Below are 19,233 nucleotides of genomic sequence, written 5' to 3' on the forward strand. Positions count from 1 at the left end.
CTTTTTAATTGCCATTTTATATGTATTATGCTAATATAGTCCTATATCGGACTAAATGGAGGTAGGATAATGGAGATTGATCAACATATTAAAAGCTGGTATGCTCAATGGCTGTACATTGAATATTTATATAGTAAATATGCCGGACGCTACCATTTAACACGAGCTACTATGACAGCATTGGATGAAATTTATCATCATGAAGATGGATGCAGTCAAAAAGATATCTGTTGTGTATTGAATATGCCAAAGCAAACAGTATCCAGTGTGATGAGCAACTTAGAAAAAAAGGGATTCGTATATAAAAAGAATTCTGCCGTTGATAAACGTCTGCGCCTCTATTATCTTACCCAATCCGGCTGTACGCTTTGTGAAAAGATTATTGCCGATTTAGATAAAATAGAGTTTGAGGCGTTTAATCAATTAAGTATAAAAGATCGTGAAGATTTTACACGTATTAATGAACGATTAACTCAGTTAATCGAACAGGGAATGAATGGAGGGGGAAAATAATGGCAACACGCGTTAAAGATATGACAAGCGGATCACCCGCAAAACTGATATTTAGCTTTGCAATTCCGCTAATGTTGGGGAATGCCTGTCAGCAATTTTATGCAATGGTCGATACTATGGTCGTAGGTCGAGGGGTAGGTGTTGAAGCCTTGGCAGCTTTAGGAGCAGCAGACTGGCTGAACTGGATGGTCTTAGGAATTGTATTAGGATTTACACAAGGGTTCTCTATTCTGATTTCGCATAACTTCGGAGCTAATGATAAGAGCAAACTAAGAAAATCAATCGCCATGTCTTTTGTATTAGGTATGATTATGGCAGTTACATTGACGGTTCTTGCGTTATTGATGGCAAAGCCGATCCTGCATCTATTAAATACTCCCTTGAATATCATCGGACAATCGCTTACCTATTTATATATTGTCTTTTTAGGTATTATCGTTATCACTTTATATAATACATTCTCCTCTATTTTACGTGCTTTAGGGGACAGTAAGACACCGCTGTATGCGATGATTGTTGCGGCAATTATTAATATCATATTGGATTTACTGTTTGTTATGGTGTTTAAAATGGGCGTTGCCGGAGCTGCAATCGCAACTGTGATAGCTCAGTTTTTCTCTAGTGTATTCTGCTTTTTCGCAATCAGACGAATCTCGATCATTGAGATTCATAAAGAAGATTTTAAGTTAGACTTTTCGGTTATCAAAAGACTGATTCAGCTAGGAACACTGACAGCGTTTCAAAATGTTGTGATTTCAATCGGCGGCATGGTTGTTCAAAGTGTAGTAAATGGATTCGGATTTATTTATGTAGCCGGCTTTACCGCAACCAATAAGCTGTATGGATTATTAGAATTAGCAGCTACTTCATTAGGGTTCTCGATGGCAACCTATGCCGGACAGAATCTGGGTGCGAAACGATATGATCGTATTAAATCCGGAGTAAAAGCCGCTTTAATCATGGGATTACTGATTTCCTTTGTATTAACTGCAATCCTTATTCCGTTTGGAAAAGTATTCCTTCAGTTATTTGTCTCAGGAACACCGGATGTCACTTCACAAGTATTAGGCATTGCTTATCATTATTTATTTGTCATGAGCTGTCTGCTTTGGGTTTTATATATGCTTCATATTTATCGTTCAGCTTTGCAGGGGATGGGTGATACCTTCATGCCAATGGTTTCAGGTATTGCGGAATTAATCATGCGTGTTGGTACAGCATTGATCCTTCCACAATTCTTAGGATCAGATGGCATCTACTTTGCTGAAGTAACCGCATGGTGCGGAGCCGTGTTTATCTTATTCTTTGCTTATCATTCTAAAATGAAAAAGATGCTTCCAGCAGCATCAAATGAAAAAATAGCCTAATGGCTATTTTTTTAGGTTCGCTAATATTTCCTGATAACGCTTCGTGGCAATCACACTTGGCTTTCCTTTTCGGCAGAACTCCAATTTATTTAATTTAGGAACAACCCTTTCGACAATGATCTGACCGTCTATGGTCTTGTCTTCCAGTATTTTTAAGGCATCTAAGAAACGGGGATCCGTTCTTGCACAGGGGTAAAAGGAAAGAACATAAAGATAATAAAATAGATTATAGCCACGAAACGGATATTCCACCTGCATGAAAAGGGTACCGATACCATAATGACAAGGACTGATTGGCTTACGAACTTCCCAATGCCAAAGTAAGAATTCTACCGCTTTTTCTAATTGTTTGTTTTGTTCAAAGCCAGTGGTAAAGCGAAAAGAATCTAGGACATATAGAGTAGTATTCGGAGTGGAGTATTGGGTTTCTTCCCCTCTGCCAAAACTATACTTGTTGCATTTCCAGCCGCCATCTTCTTGCTGAGTCTCTAAAAAGTAGTGGAAAGTTTGTTTCAAGCGGACATCCTGACTATATCCCATATGACATAAACTGTTTAAGGCAATGGCAGTATGACATGGATAAATACCGCCGCTTGGGGATATTTTAAACCGTCCGTCCTTCTTTTGAGTGCTAAAGATCAAAGCCGCGGTTTCTTTCATGATCGGATCACCGGGATCAAATCCTAATTCCAATAAATAAAGGACACTTTCTAAAGTGGTAAAAGGAGCGCCTTTAAGCAGCTTATGATCAGGTGTTGTCCAATAGTCATCGCCATTATCGCAGCGGTGTGATAAGATCTGTTCAATGTCTGTCGCCATATTATTCCTCCCATGGTTGTCTATCTATTATTTTACCATGATGTCTTGAATTTGTCTTATGTTCGTCAATAATAACTGTAATTGATATCCACATCTGTAGAGATTCCGGGAATCTTGCCTTGGTTGGTATATTGCCATAGCTTAATCGTTCCGTAATAAATCGGCTCCTGTCCATAGCTGGCAATCCAAATATCATGCTGATCTAAGAGATCAGATGAAAGATAGCTTAAACGATCACTGTTGGCGTAAAGACCGGTTGAATAATGACTGTTTTCTATTGTTGTCAAAAATGCCTTGGCTATTTTATTCATTTCATTGCTGCTTAATACATCATGACAAGAATCTTCAAAATCAAAATAAACCGGGAGATCAAGATCGATGCCTTCCAAGATGGATAAAACAAATTCCGCTTCCTGCTTAGCTTCTTGGGCGCTCATCGCATAACTGTAGTGATAGACTCCTACTTTGAGTCCACGTTCTTTTGCCTGTTTTATATTTTCATAAAAATATTGATCGATCGCTCCCGTTAAAGTATCTCCATATCCACTACGTATAACAACAAAACTATATGTGTTGGTATCAATTTCCTGCCAATTTATTGTCTGCTGATGTTCACTGACATCAAACCCTAATCCGGTTGGTGTCTGTGTCATTCGCTGCTGACTAAACGCCTGATGACTGGGCTGATCAATTAAAAAATTAGCGAACATCAAAAGCAGGATAATGATAGGGAAAAATACAACGGTTAAAAATTTATTCGATAAACGGCGATGTCTCATTTTACTCACTCACTTTCGTGTACAGTGTACTTGATAATTTTAAAGTAATTGTGGGTAAAATTTAGAAGAAAATCTTAAGATTCATCACTGCCTCTAATTATGGTAAAATAAAAGTGATAGGAGGAGATGATTATGTTTAGCTGGCTGCTTTATGAATTTTTAAGTTCCTTAATAATAATGGGACTGTTTATCGGCTTATTCTCTCGTTTTACTACTACTTGGATTATGGCTTTAGGGATGATATTTTTTGCTGTCTTTTTCGTTTGGGTTAAACGGAAGAAAATTGAGTCTAAGATTCAAAAATATTTCAGCTATTATATCATGTATACCATCATGGTTCTCATGCTTTGTTTATTGATTTCTAAGGGGGCTAACAGTCATCAAATATGAGGGCTCTATAATTATGCGTTGCTGCCATCATTCCCTGTACGTCTATTTGCAGTCCTTTATAATGAACCAATGGTCTACTATCTAGTCCCTCTGATTTGGCAGATGACTGTTTATATGGGTATGGTCATCCTCAATAAGGACTATCAGTGGAAACATCATATTAAGTTGATTGTGAGTTTAGTGATTGGGTTAAGTGTGAGCAGTGTGATTCTGTATCAACGTCAGCACGTCGTACTGCCGGGACATGGCTTTGATTACAGTGGTGGTTATTCCAGTGTCAATTTAGAGGAATATGATGTCATCAACAAGGACAACAAGTTAGCTAAACTTGACGAACCGGCTGCCTTTACTATCACGGATCCCGATAAGATGCCAATACTAGATGGGGCAGAAGCTGCCTATCCCGTATACAGCGCATTAGCGAATGCAGTATATGTCAATATTGATGAAATAGAGCGTGATCGTTTAGGAATGAATCAGGAAACTGACGAAGAAGCTACAAAGAGTGAAGCGGAAAAAAATGTTCAACGCATTGTTTCATTCTATAATACAGCGGTTGGATTTGAACGTTTAGTCAATGGAAAAGCGGATATGTTTTTTGGAGCTTATCCATCTGCATCACAGCTTCAGTTAGCTAAAGATTTAGGGGTAGAGCTGGAATATACGCCGATAGGAAAAGAAGCGTTTGTCTTTTTTGTTCCGGAAAATCAATCAATCAAAGAGCTAAGCAGTGAACAGATTCGCAAGATTTATTCAGGGGAATATACAAATTGGAAACAGCTTGGCGGAGAAAATCAAAGGATTATGGCATTTCAAAGACCGGAACGTTCCGGCAGTCAGTCAATGATGGTAAAGTTTATGGGAGATACACCATTAAAAACACCTTTGAAAGAGGAATATCAAGCGGCTATGGCAGGGGTTGCGGAAAGGGTAGCAGACTATCGCAATCTTTCCGGTGCCATCGGTTATTCTTTCCGTTTCTTTTTAACGGGAATGAGTGAAAATCCTGAAGTTGAGATGTTAAGTATTGATGGGATTGCACCTAATAAAGAGACAATAAGAGATGACTCTTACCCTCTTACCGTTAATTTGTACTGTATTACAGTAAAAGGCAACAAAAATGAAAATGTAAATAAGATGTTGGAATTTATGTTGTCAAAGCAGGGACAAACGTTGATTGAGGAGAGTGGTTATGTAGCTTTATAAGCGATGCAACCGTTGGTTGACAGATTGATAAGCGGCGGTTTATTGCCTTTTATAAAGGTCATGCTATGATTTAAGGGCAATGAGGAGGAAGAAACATGGAACTTGCAGATAAGATCATTGAATTAAGAAAAAAACAAGGCTATTCTCAAGAAGAACTGGCTAATCAACTTGGTGTTTCCAGACAATCCGTCAGTAAATGGGAAGCGGGGCAATCAACACCGGAATTAGAAAGGCTTATTGAAATGGCCGATTTATTCCATGTCAGTTTAGATGAGTTAATCAGAGGACAGACCACTGTTTCAACAAATGAGCTTGATCCGATTACTTTACGCCATACCATTCGTCAGGCGATGGGATATGAATATAAGAGTAAGCTGCATATTGGGAAAATCCCTTTAGTGCATATCAATTTTGGCTATGGTTACCGTGTAGCAAAAGGAATCTTTGCTTTTGGTAATATTGCGATTGGAGCTTTCGCCATTGGCGGATTAAGCTGCGGCGGAATTGCTTTAGGTGGACTTGGCTTGGGACTCTTTGTTTTAGCTGGGCTGGCAGCAGGATTCGCAGCCCACGGCGGTGTAGCTTTTGGAATCTTTGCCCTTGGTGGTTTTGCTTTGGGCGTGTACAGCTTTGGTGGAGTGGCTTTAGGGGCACAGCTTGCGGTAGGTGGTTTTGCCAAAGGTTATATAGCCATTGGTGCAGAGGCTCAGGGAACTCATGTACTCAAGGTGATAGAAAGTACAACATCATCTCAGATTTTTGAATTTATTCGTCAGTGGAACAGTCAGCTTCCATCATGGTTGATTCATCTCTTTAGTATGTTTAAATAAATATTTAGGACATCTTGGATGTCCTTTTTATATAAACATACTCAATCTTGATAGAGTTTGCTATAATGAGAAAAAGGGGTGAATGTTATGGATGGATTGTTTGTCAAACAAGTGCGATTAGAAAAAGAGACAGCTTCAATGGAAGCCTATCCTTTCAACATACCGCTTATTCAAGATTTTGATAGGCTGGTATTTGAAAGTCCGGTTTCATTTTTTATTGGTGAAAATGGTGTAGGTAAAAGCACATTTGTTGAAGCTTTGGCAGTTGGTTTGGGGTTGAATGCCGAAGGCGGTACTCAAAACTTCTTATTTCAGACAGCAAACACACATTCTGATTTATACCGATACCTAAAAATTATGAAGGGCTATCGCAGACCCCAAACTAAATTCTTTTTACGTGCAGAAAGCTTTTATAATGTTGCAACCGAATTGGAAGAGTTAGACAAAGTCCAGTCCGGTGCTTTCAATAGCTACGGAGGGAAAAGTCTGCATCAAAGTTCGCATGGTGAATCGTTTATGCAATTGATGACTCACCGTTTTACTAAAAATGGCTTATACTTATTAGATGAACCGGAAGCGGCACTTTCGCCTTCAAGACAACTGGCTTTACTTGTCTTGATTCATGATCTTGTTAAAGGGGGATCACAGTTTATTATCAGTACCCATTCACCGATCCTGCTTTCTTATCGAGATGGCATCATTTATGATCTCAACCATCATTTTAGTAAAGTCAATCTCAAAGATACCGATATTTACCAGACCTATAAATTGATTTTAGATGATCCTGACAGCCTGCAGCATCATTTGTTTGATGATTTGGATGAAAGATGATCTAAAAGCAGTATTCACTGTACTTTATTAGGATCTGCTATACTTTTTATAATGGCATCATTTATATCGGTATTTACAGGAAAAAATGAGTGGATTCACTTAATATTAGAAAGCTGTTAAATTAGCCTGTTTTAGTAAAGATATATTATTTGGAAAGGAGAAAAATGAAACCTGAAGTTGATCAGACCAGTTTTAAAAATACAATAAAATACTTAATCATATCCGGATTAATTTTATCCAACGCCTTATTGCTGTATGGTGTCTGTTGGATTTTAAAAGATGTTCATTATATGAATACTGCCCAAATTACATTGTGGCTGACTTGGATTGCATTATTTTTTCTAATGTTGGCAATAGGTACCTTGGTGAAAGAATTATGTAAATTTATGATCCTATTCATTAAAAAATTTAATGATCTGAGAAAATAAAAGCTTCTTTGAAAAAGAGATTTGCATTATGGTATGCAGATTTTTTTTACTGGTGTTTCCAAATAATGTATATATAGGATATAAAAAACTTCCCCATAAATAATAGAGGAAGTTTTTATCAATTTTCAAGGTATGATAAAACATTATCTAAGTATGCGATAACAAAGGGAACATCTTCTTTGTATCAAAATGAGTAAGCATATTTTTTGTGATAAATAAATGATTTTCTTCTAAAGGCATAACAGTATAGCCCTTTGTATCTTTTGGAGTAAATCCGAGGGTGATATGCGGATGGTTAAGGTCGCTAAAGGAAGCAGTTATCTCTTCTAATGAAGCGTTCGGTCTGCCGAAAATATCATAGCACAGCAGGGTGTTCTTTTTTTGCTTTGCTATCATGACAAGATCAAATTGTTTAGAATAGTAAACGCAGTCTTTTAGATCATCCAGACAGTAAAACATCAGCAGTTCAAGGTTATCTTTCAAAGCAAAACTGGAAAATGGATTCCCCAGTGCATAATAATGTTTAAATAAGGCTTGATGTTCATGCCGAGTCATATCCAGTTCATAAAAATCACCGCTTACTGGCTGAATAGTAAAACTGTACTGATACTCCATCGCTTTTATAAAAGAGAATTTAGGATAGAATTCTAAAGCAGTTTCATTGGCGAATAAATAGATGCCGTCACACTGGTCTTTCCACTCTTTAATGACTTCTTTCATTAAGAGTTTAGCTAAGCCTTGGTGGCGATAATTTTCATCGGTCATTACGGTACCCAGTTGAATATATTTTCTGCTTGTGCCTTGATCCACTATATGAATTAGATTGACGGATATATTAGCGATTACCTTTGACTCTTTCACAAAAACATAGGGAATATAGCGCTCTGTCCAAAAACCATCTTGATACCATTTTTCAAAGGTAATGCCGAAAGTCTTTTGGGCTAGGGAATTAAAGCTTTTTCGTAATGTTTCATTGTCTTTTACCTGTTTGATTAATGTATACACGATAAACTCCTTTCATTAAAAAAGACAAAACAATGTTTTGTCTTGGCTGTTTTATCCTTTATCCTGGTCTTGATTGCGGTAAGCAAATCTTCTTCTTATTTTTAATGGGTTATCTTCACCGGGGAAATGCCATGGATTCATATGATCTTGTTTGAATCCTTCTACAATATCTTTTGCATCCGTAATGACTTGATCTAAAAACATAGTGCCATACATTCTAGGCGGCAGAACATAGATAGGGGTTGTCACATTTTGTTTTTTACATAAAGCATCTACAAAAAGACGCAAATGAGGACATACCATGCAAATATCATACTCTTTTAATTTAGTAACAGCTTTGTCCCCTGCCATATGAATGGGGTAAAAATCAAAACTGTATTCTTGATCCAATCCTTTTTCGATGCAGGCATTCTGCAATTTTTGGGCTAAAAAGCTTGATGACATCCCGGCTCCACAACTAATTAATATTTTGATCATGATTATTATCTCCGTTTCTTCATATTAATTTAATTATAAGCAATATGCACGGGGATTACAATGATAGAAAGAGGAGTTTTTATTTTAGTTCGAGAAATTGGCTTATAACTTGCACCAATGTTTTTTTATAGTATAATAAAATTACAACGAAAGTGGGGATAACATGAAAGTAAAAGATATCTTAGCGGCTACAAATGGGAAATTGCTTCAAGGAGATATAAATGCGGACATTCGATCATTTAATCAAGATACACGAAAAATACAGCCAGGGGATATGTATATTCCTTTAGTGGGAGAAGTGTTTGATGGTCATACGTTTATTGAGACGGCTTTTCAAAATGGTGCAGGATCGATTATCACAGCAAAAGAAGGCGATTATCCTTCGGATAAAACTGTCATTTTAGTAGCGGATACCTTAAAGGCATTACAGGACATGGCACATTATCATCGTATGCATAAGAGTGTAAAAGTAGTGGCGATTACCGGAAGCGTTGGCAAAACCAGTACGAAAGATATGATAGCCAGTGTTATTGAAACCAAATATAAAACCTTAAAAACTTTAGGGAACTATAATAATCAGATTGGGTTACCTCTCACTATTTTAAGACTGCAGGATGAAGAAGTCATGGTACTGGAAATGGGAATGAATAACTTAGGTGAAATTCATGAATTAAGCTTGATTGCTGAACCGGATATTGCGGTCATCACCAATGTCGGAACGGCACATATCGGTAATTTAGGATCACGTGACAATATCTTAAAAGCAAAGCTGGAAATTATTGACGGCTTGAAAGAAGATGGCAAACTAATTATTAATAATGATAATGATAAGCTTCATGAATATGCTTTAAATCATGAGGTGATTACATTTGGAATGGAACAGCCTTCTCTTTATCAGGCATCTGATATTGTATCCATCCCACATTTAAGTACATTTAAATGGAAAAATCGCTTGGTAACGGTAAATGTTCCGGGCAGTCATTTTGTATCAAATGCTTTGGCGGCGATTGCAGTGGGAGATCAGTTAAAGATTGAACCGGAATTGATGATTAAAGGTATTGAATCCTTTGAACTTACAAAGAAAAGAATGGATTTTTATTCATTATCACAAAACATGACGCTGATAGACGGTACTTATAATGCTAATTTAGATTCCATGATGTCAAGTATTGATGTGTTATCTAAATATAAAGAAAGAAAAGTAGCGATCTTAGCGGATATGTTGGAGCTGGGTGAATTCAGTGAAGATCTGCATCGTCAGGTGGGGAGTACCTTAGCTAAAAAGAAGATTGATCTTGTTATCTGTATCGGAAAGGAATCTAAGTTTATTGAAGACAGTGCCAAAAGAAATGGGATCAAGGAAACTTATCATTTTAAAGATAATGGTGCGGCTATCCGTCAGTTAGACAGCTTATTAAAACCGGAGGATATTTTGCTGGTGAAAGGGTCTCAGGGCATGAATTTAGTAGAGATTACACGTTATTTGATGGAACGTTATAAAGCAGCTTAGAGACTGTCAAAGGACAGTCTCTTTTAATCGGAGGTGAGACCATGAAGATTATTATTGCTCCAGCTAAAAAGATGCGAACGAATATCGATTATATGGAAGCTAAAACAATTCCCATGTTCATTCAAGAGAGCGAGGAGCTTAGACGCCATATGAAAACATTGAATGTTCCAGCCTTAAAAAAGACACTAGGATGCAGTGAGGCGATTGCGGAGCAGGCTTATCAAATGTATCAGAAGATGAATCTTCAAGAATCTTTCACTCCGGCTTTATTAGCGTTTGATGGGATTCAGTATACCTACATGGCACCTCATATCTTTGAAACAAAATGGTTTGACTATGCCGGTGAACATCTCTATATTTTATCTGGGTTTTATGGCTTGCTGCGTGCATTTGACGGAGTGGTACCCTATCGTTTGGAAATCAATAATCCGTTTCATACTTCTTTTTGTAGCAGCTTGTATGATTTTTGGAAAGATAAGATCTATCAAGCTATTATTAAGGAAGATAAAGAAATCTTAGATTTAGCGAGTGCCCAGCATAGCCGTATCATACAAAAATTTGTTACGTCGGATGTAAGATACGTGAAATGCTACTTTATGGAAGATGATGGTACTTTGTTAAAAGAAAAAGGTGTTTATGTCAAGATGGCACGAGGGGCAATGGTACGCTATTTAAGTGAACATAACATTTTAGACTTTGAAGGGGTGAAGGCCTTTCATGAATTAGGCTATCATTTTGATGAAGCGTTGTCTGATGAGTCACGCTATATTTTTGTAAGAAAGCAAAAACAAAAAAGTTAGGGTTTATCTTTTTGGCATTTTTATATAAATAGGGGTATAATGAAATCAATGAGGAGGACGAAAGTATGGAAATAAAAGAATATCGATTTGATGGAGATAAGGAATGTGATATTCGAAAGATGCCAACCAACAGTAAGCTGGATAAGTCAAGGCGAGAAGAAATCGTTCGTAAAACAAATGAAAATCAAATGAAAATCGATGCTTTGCAGGATCGATTATATGCGGATTCCAAAGAATCATTAGTTATTATTATACAAGCACTGGATGCAGCCGGTAAGGACAGTACAATCAAGCATGTGATGAGCGGCATTAATCCTCAAGGGATCGATGTCTACAGTTTTAAACAGCCAACCAGTGAAGAATTGGCACATGATTTCTTATGGCGCGCCAACAAGGCGATGCCAAGACGAGGAAAGATGGCGATCTTTAATCGTTCTTATTATGAAGATGTTTTGGTTGTAAAGGTTCATGAACTGCAAAAGACCTACCAGATGGCAGAGCGCTGCCTGAAAAAAGATTTCTTTGAAAAACGCTATAAACATATTCGTCACTATGAGGAATACCTTTACGACAACAGTTACCGTATTGTTAAGATTTTTTTGAATGTGTCAAAAGAGGAACAAAAAAAACGTTTCTTAGAACGTATTGAAATTCCTGAAAAGAACTGGAAATTCTCTGAAAGTGATCTAAAAGAAAGAGCGCTTTGGGAAGAATATATGGAAGCATTCAATACAGCGATCACTAAAACGGCAACAAAGGAAGCACCATGGTATGTCATTCCTGCCGATCAAAAGTGGTATACCCGCTATTTAGTATCGGAAATTATGCTTGATGCGCTTAAAGAAATTGATCCGCAGTATCCTGAAGTATCTGATGAAATGCGTGAAGCAATGCAGGAAGCAAAAAAACAGTTAAAACAATAAAAACGTGCTGTATGACACGTTTTTTTCTTTATCTCTATGCTTATATTACCACAAAATCACGATTTTTTCAAGAATTGATATGTAAGCATGGATATGTTATTAAGTATGTAGTCTTTAGAAAGGAGACAACATATGCTCATAAAAAAACAAGTGGAAAAGGATAAAGAATGGCTGAAATTAAAGCAGGATTTTTTAGTGATCAAAGTGACATTATCTTTAGAAGATTATCAAAACCTGGTTACCTATCAAAGACAGGTTTGTAAACAATTGGAATGGGTTGAGCTTGATCCTGCTAAAATGAGGAAAATGATAATCCCTATTATTGAGAGTGGTTATCTGCACGATCAAAACTATATAGATACATTAAGAATGATCATTCGTTCTTATTATATGGTTCGGTCACAAAATGACTGGCGACTGTCCGATGATCGTTTAAGTGAACTTGTTGCTATTGCTTTTAAACAAACAAAGGGTCAGTACACCTCGATCATGGATGAACTCCTTATTTTATTGGATCAGGAGGTAGGTCAGCATGAGAATCAATGAATTAGTTTTACCACACTATTCTCTTTTTGAGACAATTCAGATTGCTTTAGATCGGCATTATATCAGCGATGAAAAAGCTGCAAGTATCTATCAGGAAATAGAGGAGCTTACTTTGCATTTAGCGTTGCATTACCAACATCAAAACAGCAGCTCGGTCAGTCAGAGTCAGTTTTTAAGGATTATTGATACCATTAATTATATGTTTAAGCATAGCTGTAAAGATCCTAAAGCATTAAACGATCATTCAATCATGTTCTTTTTTGAGGATGGACTTCATATACTAAAAAGAGACACTCAAAAAATACAAGTCATCTACGACTCCTTAAAGACACAGATACTCCCTGTTCAAAATGACCGCTATCTCAGTATCATCAATGAACAGATTCCTAATTTTCTAAAGACTTTACAAGAGTATCGAGCAGTTTTTAATTACTGCTATGTAGAAGGAGATTTGGATTATCCGCTCATTGATGGATTACCGTTAGATCATGACATGTATGGCTTATCGGGAACAGACTTAGTTATTTACTATATCCGTCGTTTTGCTTTAGAAAATCGTTTCTGCTGGTATTTTCGTCATGATTTGCCTGAGCTTATTGGGCAATATGTTGCTCTTAAAGGCATTTCAATCGACTATTTAAGCATCAATCTTTTTGAATTAATCGCATGTCAGATGACAGCTTACTGTTTACTGCATCATTCCATCGGATTATTTTTTGAAAAGAAAGACATAGATGAATTGAAAAATATCTTATCAGACAAAGATATAACACACGAAATAACCTCCGCTTTATCCCATGTCGCACATCAGGAAGTCAGAAACTATTTACTTAGTTATAAAGAAAATATTATCCGTATATTTAAATATTTTATTTATGAGAACTATGATGCTTTCGTATACCAGCTTACCTTTAGTGAAAAAACGATGGTCTATTTAGAAAGTCCAGCTAATGCTGTATTTGATAAAGCATTCTATGATTTAAAAGAGATGACCAAAGCAGAGGAAAAGATTCGTTATCTTGCTGATATTCCATTTTATGATGTACTGGATTTATTGGAAAATGATATCTTTTATGGTGAAGAATACCAGCAGTTCTTTTCCGGTATGGACTTAAAGGAGGTGGCGGTTATCATCAAACTGCTTAATCCTAATGGCGATGCTTTCCATCAGACCCAATGTTTAAACCATTCCTTATTAGAGGAGTTAGAGAGTTCGATGGAATGGCAGAGGCAGTTTATTCAGTTTTTGAAGGCGTTGTCATCTGTAAAGTGGTCAGAAATTGAAAAATGGCTTAATTGTCTGAAGATAGCATGTTGATTTGTGAGATGAATTTCTTTTATTTTTTAGTGATTTTTTTTAGTTCAATGATATAATAGGTAAGGATTAAAAAAAGAAGAGGACGAGAGAGATGAATAAACGAAAATTACTTGTCATTTGCGGAGGACAGTCAACTGAACATTCCGTATCAAGAATGTCATGTACATCTGTATATAGAGAATTAGATAAAAATAAATATGAGATTACACTAGCGGGAATCGATCTAATGGGGCAATGGCACATTTTATCACCTGAGCAAACCGATTTAACCTTGCCTTCTTGGCTGGATGGAAGCCAAAAAGTGGAAGATCTTTATGGATTGATTAAATCTTTTGATGTTGTATTTCCGGTACTTCATGGAATGTATGGAGAAGATGGAACGATTCAAGGGTTGCTGGAATTAGCTAAAGTGCCTTATGTCGGCTGCCGAGTGCTGGGTTCAAGTGTATCAATGGATAAAATTTATACAAAAATGATCCTTGAACAGGCAGGGGTGAAGCAAGTGAAATCCGCCTATGTGAAAAAGCGTTACGATGGCACTCTGGTAATCGTCGATCAGGATTTTTGTGAACATACGAATATTGAAGACATCATTACATCAAGGCTTGGTTATCCTTGTTTTGTTAAAGCGTCTAACAGCGGGTCTTCGGTGGGCTGCTATAAGGTGAATGATCGTCATGAATTAATGGCAAAATTAGAGGAAGCAGCCCAGTATGATCGTAAAGTAGTCGTAGAAGAAGGTATTAACGCTACAGAATTGGAATGTGCGGTTTTAGGAAATGATGATCCTCAGGCAACAATCGTGGGAGAGATTCTGCCAGCCGGAGACTTCTATACTTTTGAATCTAAATATGAAGATGAAAATTCAAAAACAAGAGCACCGGCATTAGTGAGTGATGAAGTGACAAAATATATTCGGGAAACAGCAGTCAAAGTATTTAAAGCAGTCGATGGACATGGATTAGCACGTGTGGATTTCTTTTTAGATAAAGATACCGGAGAGGTCTATTTAAATGAAATCAATACGATGCCCGGGTTTACAAGTATCAGTATGTATCCTAAATTATGGGAAGCAAGTGGACTGAGCTATCAAAAATTATTAGACCGCTTAATCGAATTGGCATTAGAAAGATAAGAGATGGGGAACCATCTTTTTATTATGTTTGCTTGTAGAGATATTCGAATTATTATAAAATAGGAAAGAGGTGGGAATATGAGTAAATACTATGCGATCTATCTGCAGTTAAAAGAAGCTATTGAACAGGGGAAATTCCAAAAAGGAGAACTTCTTCCCAGTGAAAACGAATTGATGAAAACCTATGAGGCAAGCCGGGATACGATTCGCAAAGCCTTGACGCTATTGGCTCAAAATGGATTTATTCAAAAAAATAAAGGAAAAGGATCGATTGTTCTGCAAACGGATCGCATCAGCTTTCCGGTTTCCGGTGTTATCAGTTTTAAAGAACTGGCAAAAGGACGCCCAGAAAGTATTAAAACGCATGTGAAAAAAGTATGCATCATCAAAGCCGATCAAGCATTGAGTGAAGAAATGTCGATACCTCAAAATACAGAACTATATAAAATAGAACGAATACGTCAGTATGACGATGAGAAGATTATCTATGATATTGATTACTTAATCAAAGACATTGTCCCTTTCATGGATGAACGAATTGCCGGAGACTCACTGTATGAATATATTGAAAATACACTGCATTTACCCATCAGCTATGCTCAAAAGGAAATAACGGTGCAGTCATGCACAGCAGTGGATCGGAATTATTTGGATATGCTGAATTATGATTTGGTTGTCGTAGTAAAATCGTTGGTTTATTTGGAAGATACTCGCTTGTTTCAGTTTACTGAATCTCGCCATCGTCCCGATAAATTCCGCTTTGTAGATTTTGCCAGACGCCATGGATAACTATCTTCGGATAGTTTTTATTTTGACCATTGACATACATGTACGTACAAGTTATAATGCAACTGATAAAAGAGGAGAGAAGCAAGATGGGAAAATATAAAAAAGAAGCGGAACTACTGTTTGAGGCGGTGGGAGCAAGTGAAAATATTAAAGCGTTAAGCCATTGTGTGACCCGCTTACGTTTTGAATTAAGAGATTCATCGAAGGTCAATCAGGAAGCGATTGAAACGATAAACGTGGTGAAAGGGGTAGTCAAGCAATCGGGACAGTTTCAGATTATTATCGGAAATGATGTTTCTTTGTTTTACCAAGATTTAATGGAGCTATATCAGCCTAGCACATCCACACAGCTAAAGTCAGAAGTAAATGTGCATCCGTTAAAAAAGATCATGGCTAATCTGGGAGCAATTTTTTCACCCATCATCCCGGTTATTATTTGCGGTGGGCTGGTGATTGGCTTAGAAAATATTATTGGCAGTATTTATTTCTTTGATCAGGGAACTCATACATTAGCTCAGATTTCTCCATTCTTTCTTGCAGTAGCAGAATTATTGGGAATGATAGGCAATGCGGTTTTCTATTTCATGCCGATTGCGATTGTGTGGTCCATCATGAAGAAAATGAAAGGCAGTGAGATATTAGGTATTGTATTAGGGATTACTTTGGTATCTCCGGCTTTGCTTACCTCCTATCAGCAGCTTGAAAACATTAAGGGATATCCATCTGAAGTCATTCCGGCTATTTTAGCGGGGTTTGCCCTTGTTTATTTAGAACGTTTATTTAGGAAGTTATCGCCGGAATCAATCGGTATGCTGGTGGTTCCTTTTGGATCGTTGATCAGCGCAGTTGTACTTAGTCAGTTTATTTTAGCGCCTTTAGGTAGTCTGATTGGTGGTGGTTTGGCTGATTTGCTGTATTTTCTTTTTACTCCACCATTCTCTTACCTGAGTGCAATTCTATTTGGCGGAGGCTATATGTTTTTAGTGATGACAGGCATGCATCATATCACAACATTGCTAGATTTGCAGTTTATCAGCAGCTTTGGCGGAACGATGCTTTGGCCTTTGATTGCTTTAGCGAATGTTGCCCAAGGAGCTGCTGTATTAGGGATGATCTGTCTGCAAAGAAATGAAAAGAAGTATCAGGCTGTGAATGTACCCGCTTGTATTTCCTGTATGCTTGGTGTGACTGAGCCGGCTTTGTTTGGAGTGAATAAAAAATATGGTTTTCCATTTATTTGTGCAGTGATTGGCAGCAGCTGCGCGGCTTTGTTTGCTGTACACCAACAGATTATGGCGGCCTCTATTGGTGTAGGGGGATTGCCGGGTATCTTTTCCATTTTACCTCAATTTATTCCTTCTTACCTGATTGCGCTGTTCATCGCTATATGTATTTCGTTTATGCTCACCTTGATTACAGGTAAATTATGCTTAAAATCAGATGTCTCAGCTTTCTTTGTTTCACCGATGAAAGGGAAGCTAATACCTTTAGAAAAGGTTGAAGATCAGGTCTTTTCTCAGCGTTTAATGGGAGATGGCTTTGCGATTGAATTAGAGGGAAACGCAGTATATGCTCCTTTTGATGGTGAAGTAGTAATGACCTATCCAACCGGTCATGCTTATGGTATTAAAAGTCAGGATGGGCAGGAGGTTTTAATCCATATTGGTATGGATACGGTGGCTTTACAGGGAAAAGGATTTATTCCTTTAGTAAAAGTCGGAGATAGGATTAAACAAGGAGACAAGCTGGTGGAAGTTGATCCGACTTATATTTTGCAACAGGGAAAATCGTTGGTTTCACCCATTATCTTCACCAATGGACAGGAAATTACATTGAAACAAAGCGGGAAAATAAAGGCATTACAAGAAAAGATTATAGAATTGAAAGGGGAACATAATGAAGAACTTTAAAGATAAAGTGATCTATCAGATTTATCCTAAATCATTTAATGATACGAATCATGATGGTATTGGGGATTTAAATGGAGTGACTGAAAAGTTAGATTATTTAAAAAGGCTAGGGGTAGATATGCTGTGGCTGACGCCTTTTTTTGTCTCACCGCAGAATGATAATGGTTATGATGTAGCTAATTATTATGAGATAGATCCGATTTACGGAACCCTTGATGATTTACAGCGATTGATTAAAGAAGCTAAAAAAAGAGAAATCGGGCTCATGTTTGATATGGTTTTTAATCATACATCTACCCATCATGAATGGTTTAAAAAAGCAATGGCAGGAGACCCTTACTATAAAGACTTTTATTTTTTCAAAAAAGGACAAAATCATCAGCCGCCGACGAATTGGGAGTCCAAATTTGGTGGAAATGCTTGGGAATATGTAGAAGCATTCGATGAATATTACTTACATTTATTTGATGTTACACAGGCAGATCTAAATTGGGAAAATCCGAATGTTGTTAAAGAGATGGCAAAGATTGTCAACTACTATCTAGAGATGGGAATTACCGGATTCCGTTTTGATGTCATCAATCTTATCAGCAAGGAAAGCTTTGAAGATGATTTTGAAGGCGTAGGAAAACGTTTCTACACTGATTGTAAGAAAGTAAATGATTATCTAAGAGAGTTGAATGAACATTCGTTTGGTCGTTGTGATGATACGATTACCGTCGGTGAAATGTCAGCTACCACAATAAAAAATTGTGTACGCTACAGTAAACCGGAACATCATGAGTTAGATATGACCTTTAACTTTCATCATTTAAAGGTGGATTATTTAAATAAAGAGAAATGGACGTTAATGCCATTTGATTTTATGGAATTAAAGCAGCTGTTTAATGACTGGCAGATCGGTATGCAAGAAGGAGGCGGTTGGAACGCTTTGTTTTGGTGCTGTCATGATCAGCCCCGTATTGTCTCTCGTTTCGGCAATGACAAGGAGTATCATCGTGAATCTGCAAAGATGCTCGCAACAGCCCTGCATATGATGCGTGGAACACCTTATATTTATCAGGGGGAAGAATTGGGCATGACGAATGCTTATTTCACAGATTTAAAGCAATATCGTGATATTGAAAGTATTAATCATTTTCATATCCTTAAAAATCAAGGATTAAAAGATGAAGAAATTTATGCTATCCTGCAATCAAAATCACGCGATAATGCAAGAACACCAATGCAATGGGATAACACGATGAATGCGGGCTTTAGTGATCGGACACCATGGATGGAAGTAAACCCCAATTATCTGCATATCAATGTAGAAGCTGCTTTGCAGGATAACGATTCAATCTTTTATCATTACGCTAGATTGATTCAGTTAAGAAAACAATATCCTGTGATTCAAGAGGGATTGTATGAACCCTTGTTAGAGGATTCAAAGCAAGTTTTTGCTTATTTGCGACATCTTGAGTCCGAAACTTTGTTGGTAATTAATAATTTTTATGCCAAGGAAGTCATGATACAACTAGATGATATTGAAGGTTATCAGTTATTGTTAAGCAATTATCCTTCGCAGTCACTGAAAAAAGAACTGACTCTTCGTCCTTATGAATCTTGTATTTATTATCGAAAATAGGTGATCTTTGATCATCTTTTTATTTTATCG

At 37.1% G+C, this 19,233-nt stretch carries 20 protein-coding genes; 16 read left to right on the top strand and 4 right to left on the bottom strand.

The genetic code is table 11. The annotated features are described in order from the left end of the window. The first annotated feature begins 69 nt into the window (after window positions 1-69). Window positions 70-513, top strand: coding sequence for a MarR family winged helix-turn-helix transcriptional regulator (locus ACLRVU_RS05285; RefSeq protein WP_412891002.1), 444 nt, complete (start codon window positions 70-72; stop codon window positions 511-513). Beyond that, a complete protein-coding gene (locus ACLRVU_RS05290) occupies window positions 513-1,880 on the top strand; it encodes an MATE family efflux transporter (RefSeq protein WP_412891003.1) in 1,368 nt (455 codons plus the stop codon). Before ACLRVU_RS05285 ends, ACLRVU_RS05290 begins: the two co-directional genes overlap by 1 nt. A gap of 3 nt (window positions 1,881-1,883) precedes the next feature. On the opposite strand, the gene ACLRVU_RS05295 is transcribed toward ACLRVU_RS05290, so the two are convergent. Then, window positions 1,884-2,699, bottom strand: a complete 816-nt coding sequence (locus ACLRVU_RS05295; RefSeq protein ID WP_412891004.1) for a prenyltransferase — start codon at window positions 2,697-2,699, stop codon at window positions 1,884-1,886. Between the two features lie 65 nt (window positions 2,700-2,764). Next, entirely contained in the window at window positions 2,765-3,478 is a 714-nt protein-coding gene (locus ACLRVU_RS05300) for a glycoside hydrolase family 25 protein (protein ID WP_412891005.1), read from the bottom strand. A 132-nt stretch (window positions 3,479-3,610) separates the two neighbouring features. Here ACLRVU_RS05300 and ACLRVU_RS05305 point away from each other — a divergent pair, with 132 nt between their 5' ends. The 5 genes from ACLRVU_RS05305 to ACLRVU_RS05325 all read left to right on the top strand — a co-directional run bounded on the left by ACLRVU_RS05305 (window position 3,611) and on the right by ACLRVU_RS05325 (window position 7,163). Beyond that, window positions 3,611-3,868, top strand: a complete 258-nt coding sequence (locus ACLRVU_RS05305) for a hypothetical protein (protein WP_412891006.1) — start codon at window positions 3,611-3,613, stop codon at window positions 3,866-3,868. A gap of 114 nt (window positions 3,869-3,982) precedes the next feature. Next, window positions 3,983-5,074 carry a PstS family phosphate ABC transporter substrate-binding protein gene (locus ACLRVU_RS05310; RefSeq protein WP_412891007.1) on the top strand — a complete coding sequence of 364 codons (1,092 nt, stop codon included), beginning with the start codon at window positions 3,983-3,985 and terminating at the stop codon, window positions 5,072-5,074. A gap of 95 nt (window positions 5,075-5,169) precedes the next feature. Then, entirely contained in the window at window positions 5,170-5,904 is a 735-nt protein-coding gene (locus ACLRVU_RS05315) for a helix-turn-helix domain-containing protein (RefSeq protein ID WP_412891008.1), read from the top strand. A gap of 87 nt (window positions 5,905-5,991) precedes the next feature. Then, window positions 5,992-6,735 (top strand): AAA family ATPase, encoded by a 744-nt coding sequence (locus ACLRVU_RS05320; protein WP_412891009.1) that lies wholly within the window; start codon window positions 5,992-5,994, stop codon window positions 6,733-6,735. 164 nt (window positions 6,736-6,899) lie between these two features. Then, the gene (locus tag ACLRVU_RS05325) at window positions 6,900-7,163 is read left to right on the top strand and encodes a hypothetical protein (protein WP_412891010.1); all 264 of its coding nucleotides are present in this window, start codon (window positions 6,900-6,902) and stop codon (window positions 7,161-7,163) included. A gap of 147 nt (window positions 7,164-7,310) precedes the next feature. Here ACLRVU_RS05325 and ACLRVU_RS05330 read toward each other — a convergent pair whose 3' ends face one another. Then, window positions 7,311-8,168 carry a GNAT family N-acetyltransferase gene (locus ACLRVU_RS05330; RefSeq protein WP_412891011.1) on the bottom strand — a complete coding sequence of 286 codons (858 nt, stop codon included), beginning with the start codon at window positions 8,166-8,168 and terminating at the stop codon, window positions 7,311-7,313. A 51-nt stretch (window positions 8,169-8,219) separates the two neighbouring features. Further along, window positions 8,220-8,645: a PTS sugar transporter subunit IIB gene (locus ACLRVU_RS05335; protein ID WP_412891012.1), complete on the bottom strand. Its 426-nt coding sequence runs from the start codon at window positions 8,643-8,645 to the stop codon at window positions 8,220-8,222. Between the two features lie 163 nt (window positions 8,646-8,808). Here ACLRVU_RS05335 and ACLRVU_RS05340 point away from each other — a divergent pair, with 163 nt between their 5' ends. From ACLRVU_RS05340 to treC, 9 genes are all read left to right on the top strand, one after another. Further along, on the top strand, window positions 8,809-10,155 hold the full coding sequence (locus ACLRVU_RS05340) for a UDP-N-acetylmuramoyl-tripeptide--D-alanyl-D-alanine ligase (protein ID WP_412891013.1): 1,347 nt from the start codon (window positions 8,809-8,811) through the stop codon (window positions 10,153-10,155). A gap of 41 nt (window positions 10,156-10,196) precedes the next feature. Continuing rightward, window positions 10,197-10,955, top strand: a complete 759-nt coding sequence (yaaA, locus tag ACLRVU_RS05345) for a peroxide stress protein YaaA (protein ID WP_412891014.1) — start codon at window positions 10,197-10,199, stop codon at window positions 10,953-10,955. A 65-nt stretch (window positions 10,956-11,020) separates the two neighbouring features. Beyond that, a complete protein-coding gene (locus ACLRVU_RS05350; protein ID WP_412891015.1) occupies window positions 11,021-11,878 on the top strand; it encodes a polyphosphate kinase 2 family protein in 858 nt (285 codons plus the stop codon). Between the two features lie 132 nt (window positions 11,879-12,010). After that, window positions 12,011-12,424 (top strand): DUF6323 family protein, encoded by a 414-nt coding sequence (locus ACLRVU_RS05355; RefSeq protein ID WP_412891016.1) that lies wholly within the window; start codon window positions 12,011-12,013, stop codon window positions 12,422-12,424. Next, complete coding sequence (locus ACLRVU_RS05360) at window positions 12,411-13,742, top strand: DUF6179 domain-containing protein (RefSeq protein ID WP_412891017.1); 1,332 nt, start codon at window positions 12,411-12,413, stop codon at window positions 13,740-13,742. The genes ACLRVU_RS05355 and ACLRVU_RS05360 overlap by 14 nt, the downstream gene beginning before the upstream one ends. A 91-nt stretch (window positions 13,743-13,833) precedes the next feature. After that, window positions 13,834-14,877: a D-alanine--D-alanine ligase family protein gene (locus ACLRVU_RS05365; protein ID WP_412891018.1), complete on the top strand. Its 1,044-nt coding sequence runs from the start codon at window positions 13,834-13,836 to the stop codon at window positions 14,875-14,877. A gap of 78 nt (window positions 14,878-14,955) precedes the next feature. Next, window positions 14,956-15,666, top strand: a complete 711-nt coding sequence (gene treR / locus ACLRVU_RS05370) for a trehalose operon repressor (protein WP_412891019.1) — start codon at window positions 14,956-14,958, stop codon at window positions 15,664-15,666. Window positions 15,667-15,752: 86 nt separating this feature from the next. Next, window positions 15,753-17,576 carry a PTS trehalose transporter subunit IIBC gene (gene treB / locus ACLRVU_RS05375; protein ID WP_412891020.1) on the top strand — a complete coding sequence of 608 codons (1,824 nt, stop codon included), beginning with the start codon at window positions 15,753-15,755 and terminating at the stop codon, window positions 17,574-17,576. Further along, window positions 17,563-19,203: an alpha,alpha-phosphotrehalase gene (treC, locus tag ACLRVU_RS05380; RefSeq protein ID WP_412891021.1), complete on the top strand. Its 1,641-nt coding sequence runs from the start codon at window positions 17,563-17,565 to the stop codon at window positions 19,201-19,203. Before treB ends, treC begins: the two co-directional genes overlap by 14 nt. Window positions 19,204-19,233: the final 30 nt, after the last annotated feature.

The sequence above is a fragment of the Beduini sp. genome (assembly GCF_047239305.1).
Classification (GTDB): Bacteria; Bacillota_I; Bacilli_A; order Erysipelotrichales; family Coprobacillaceae; genus Beduini.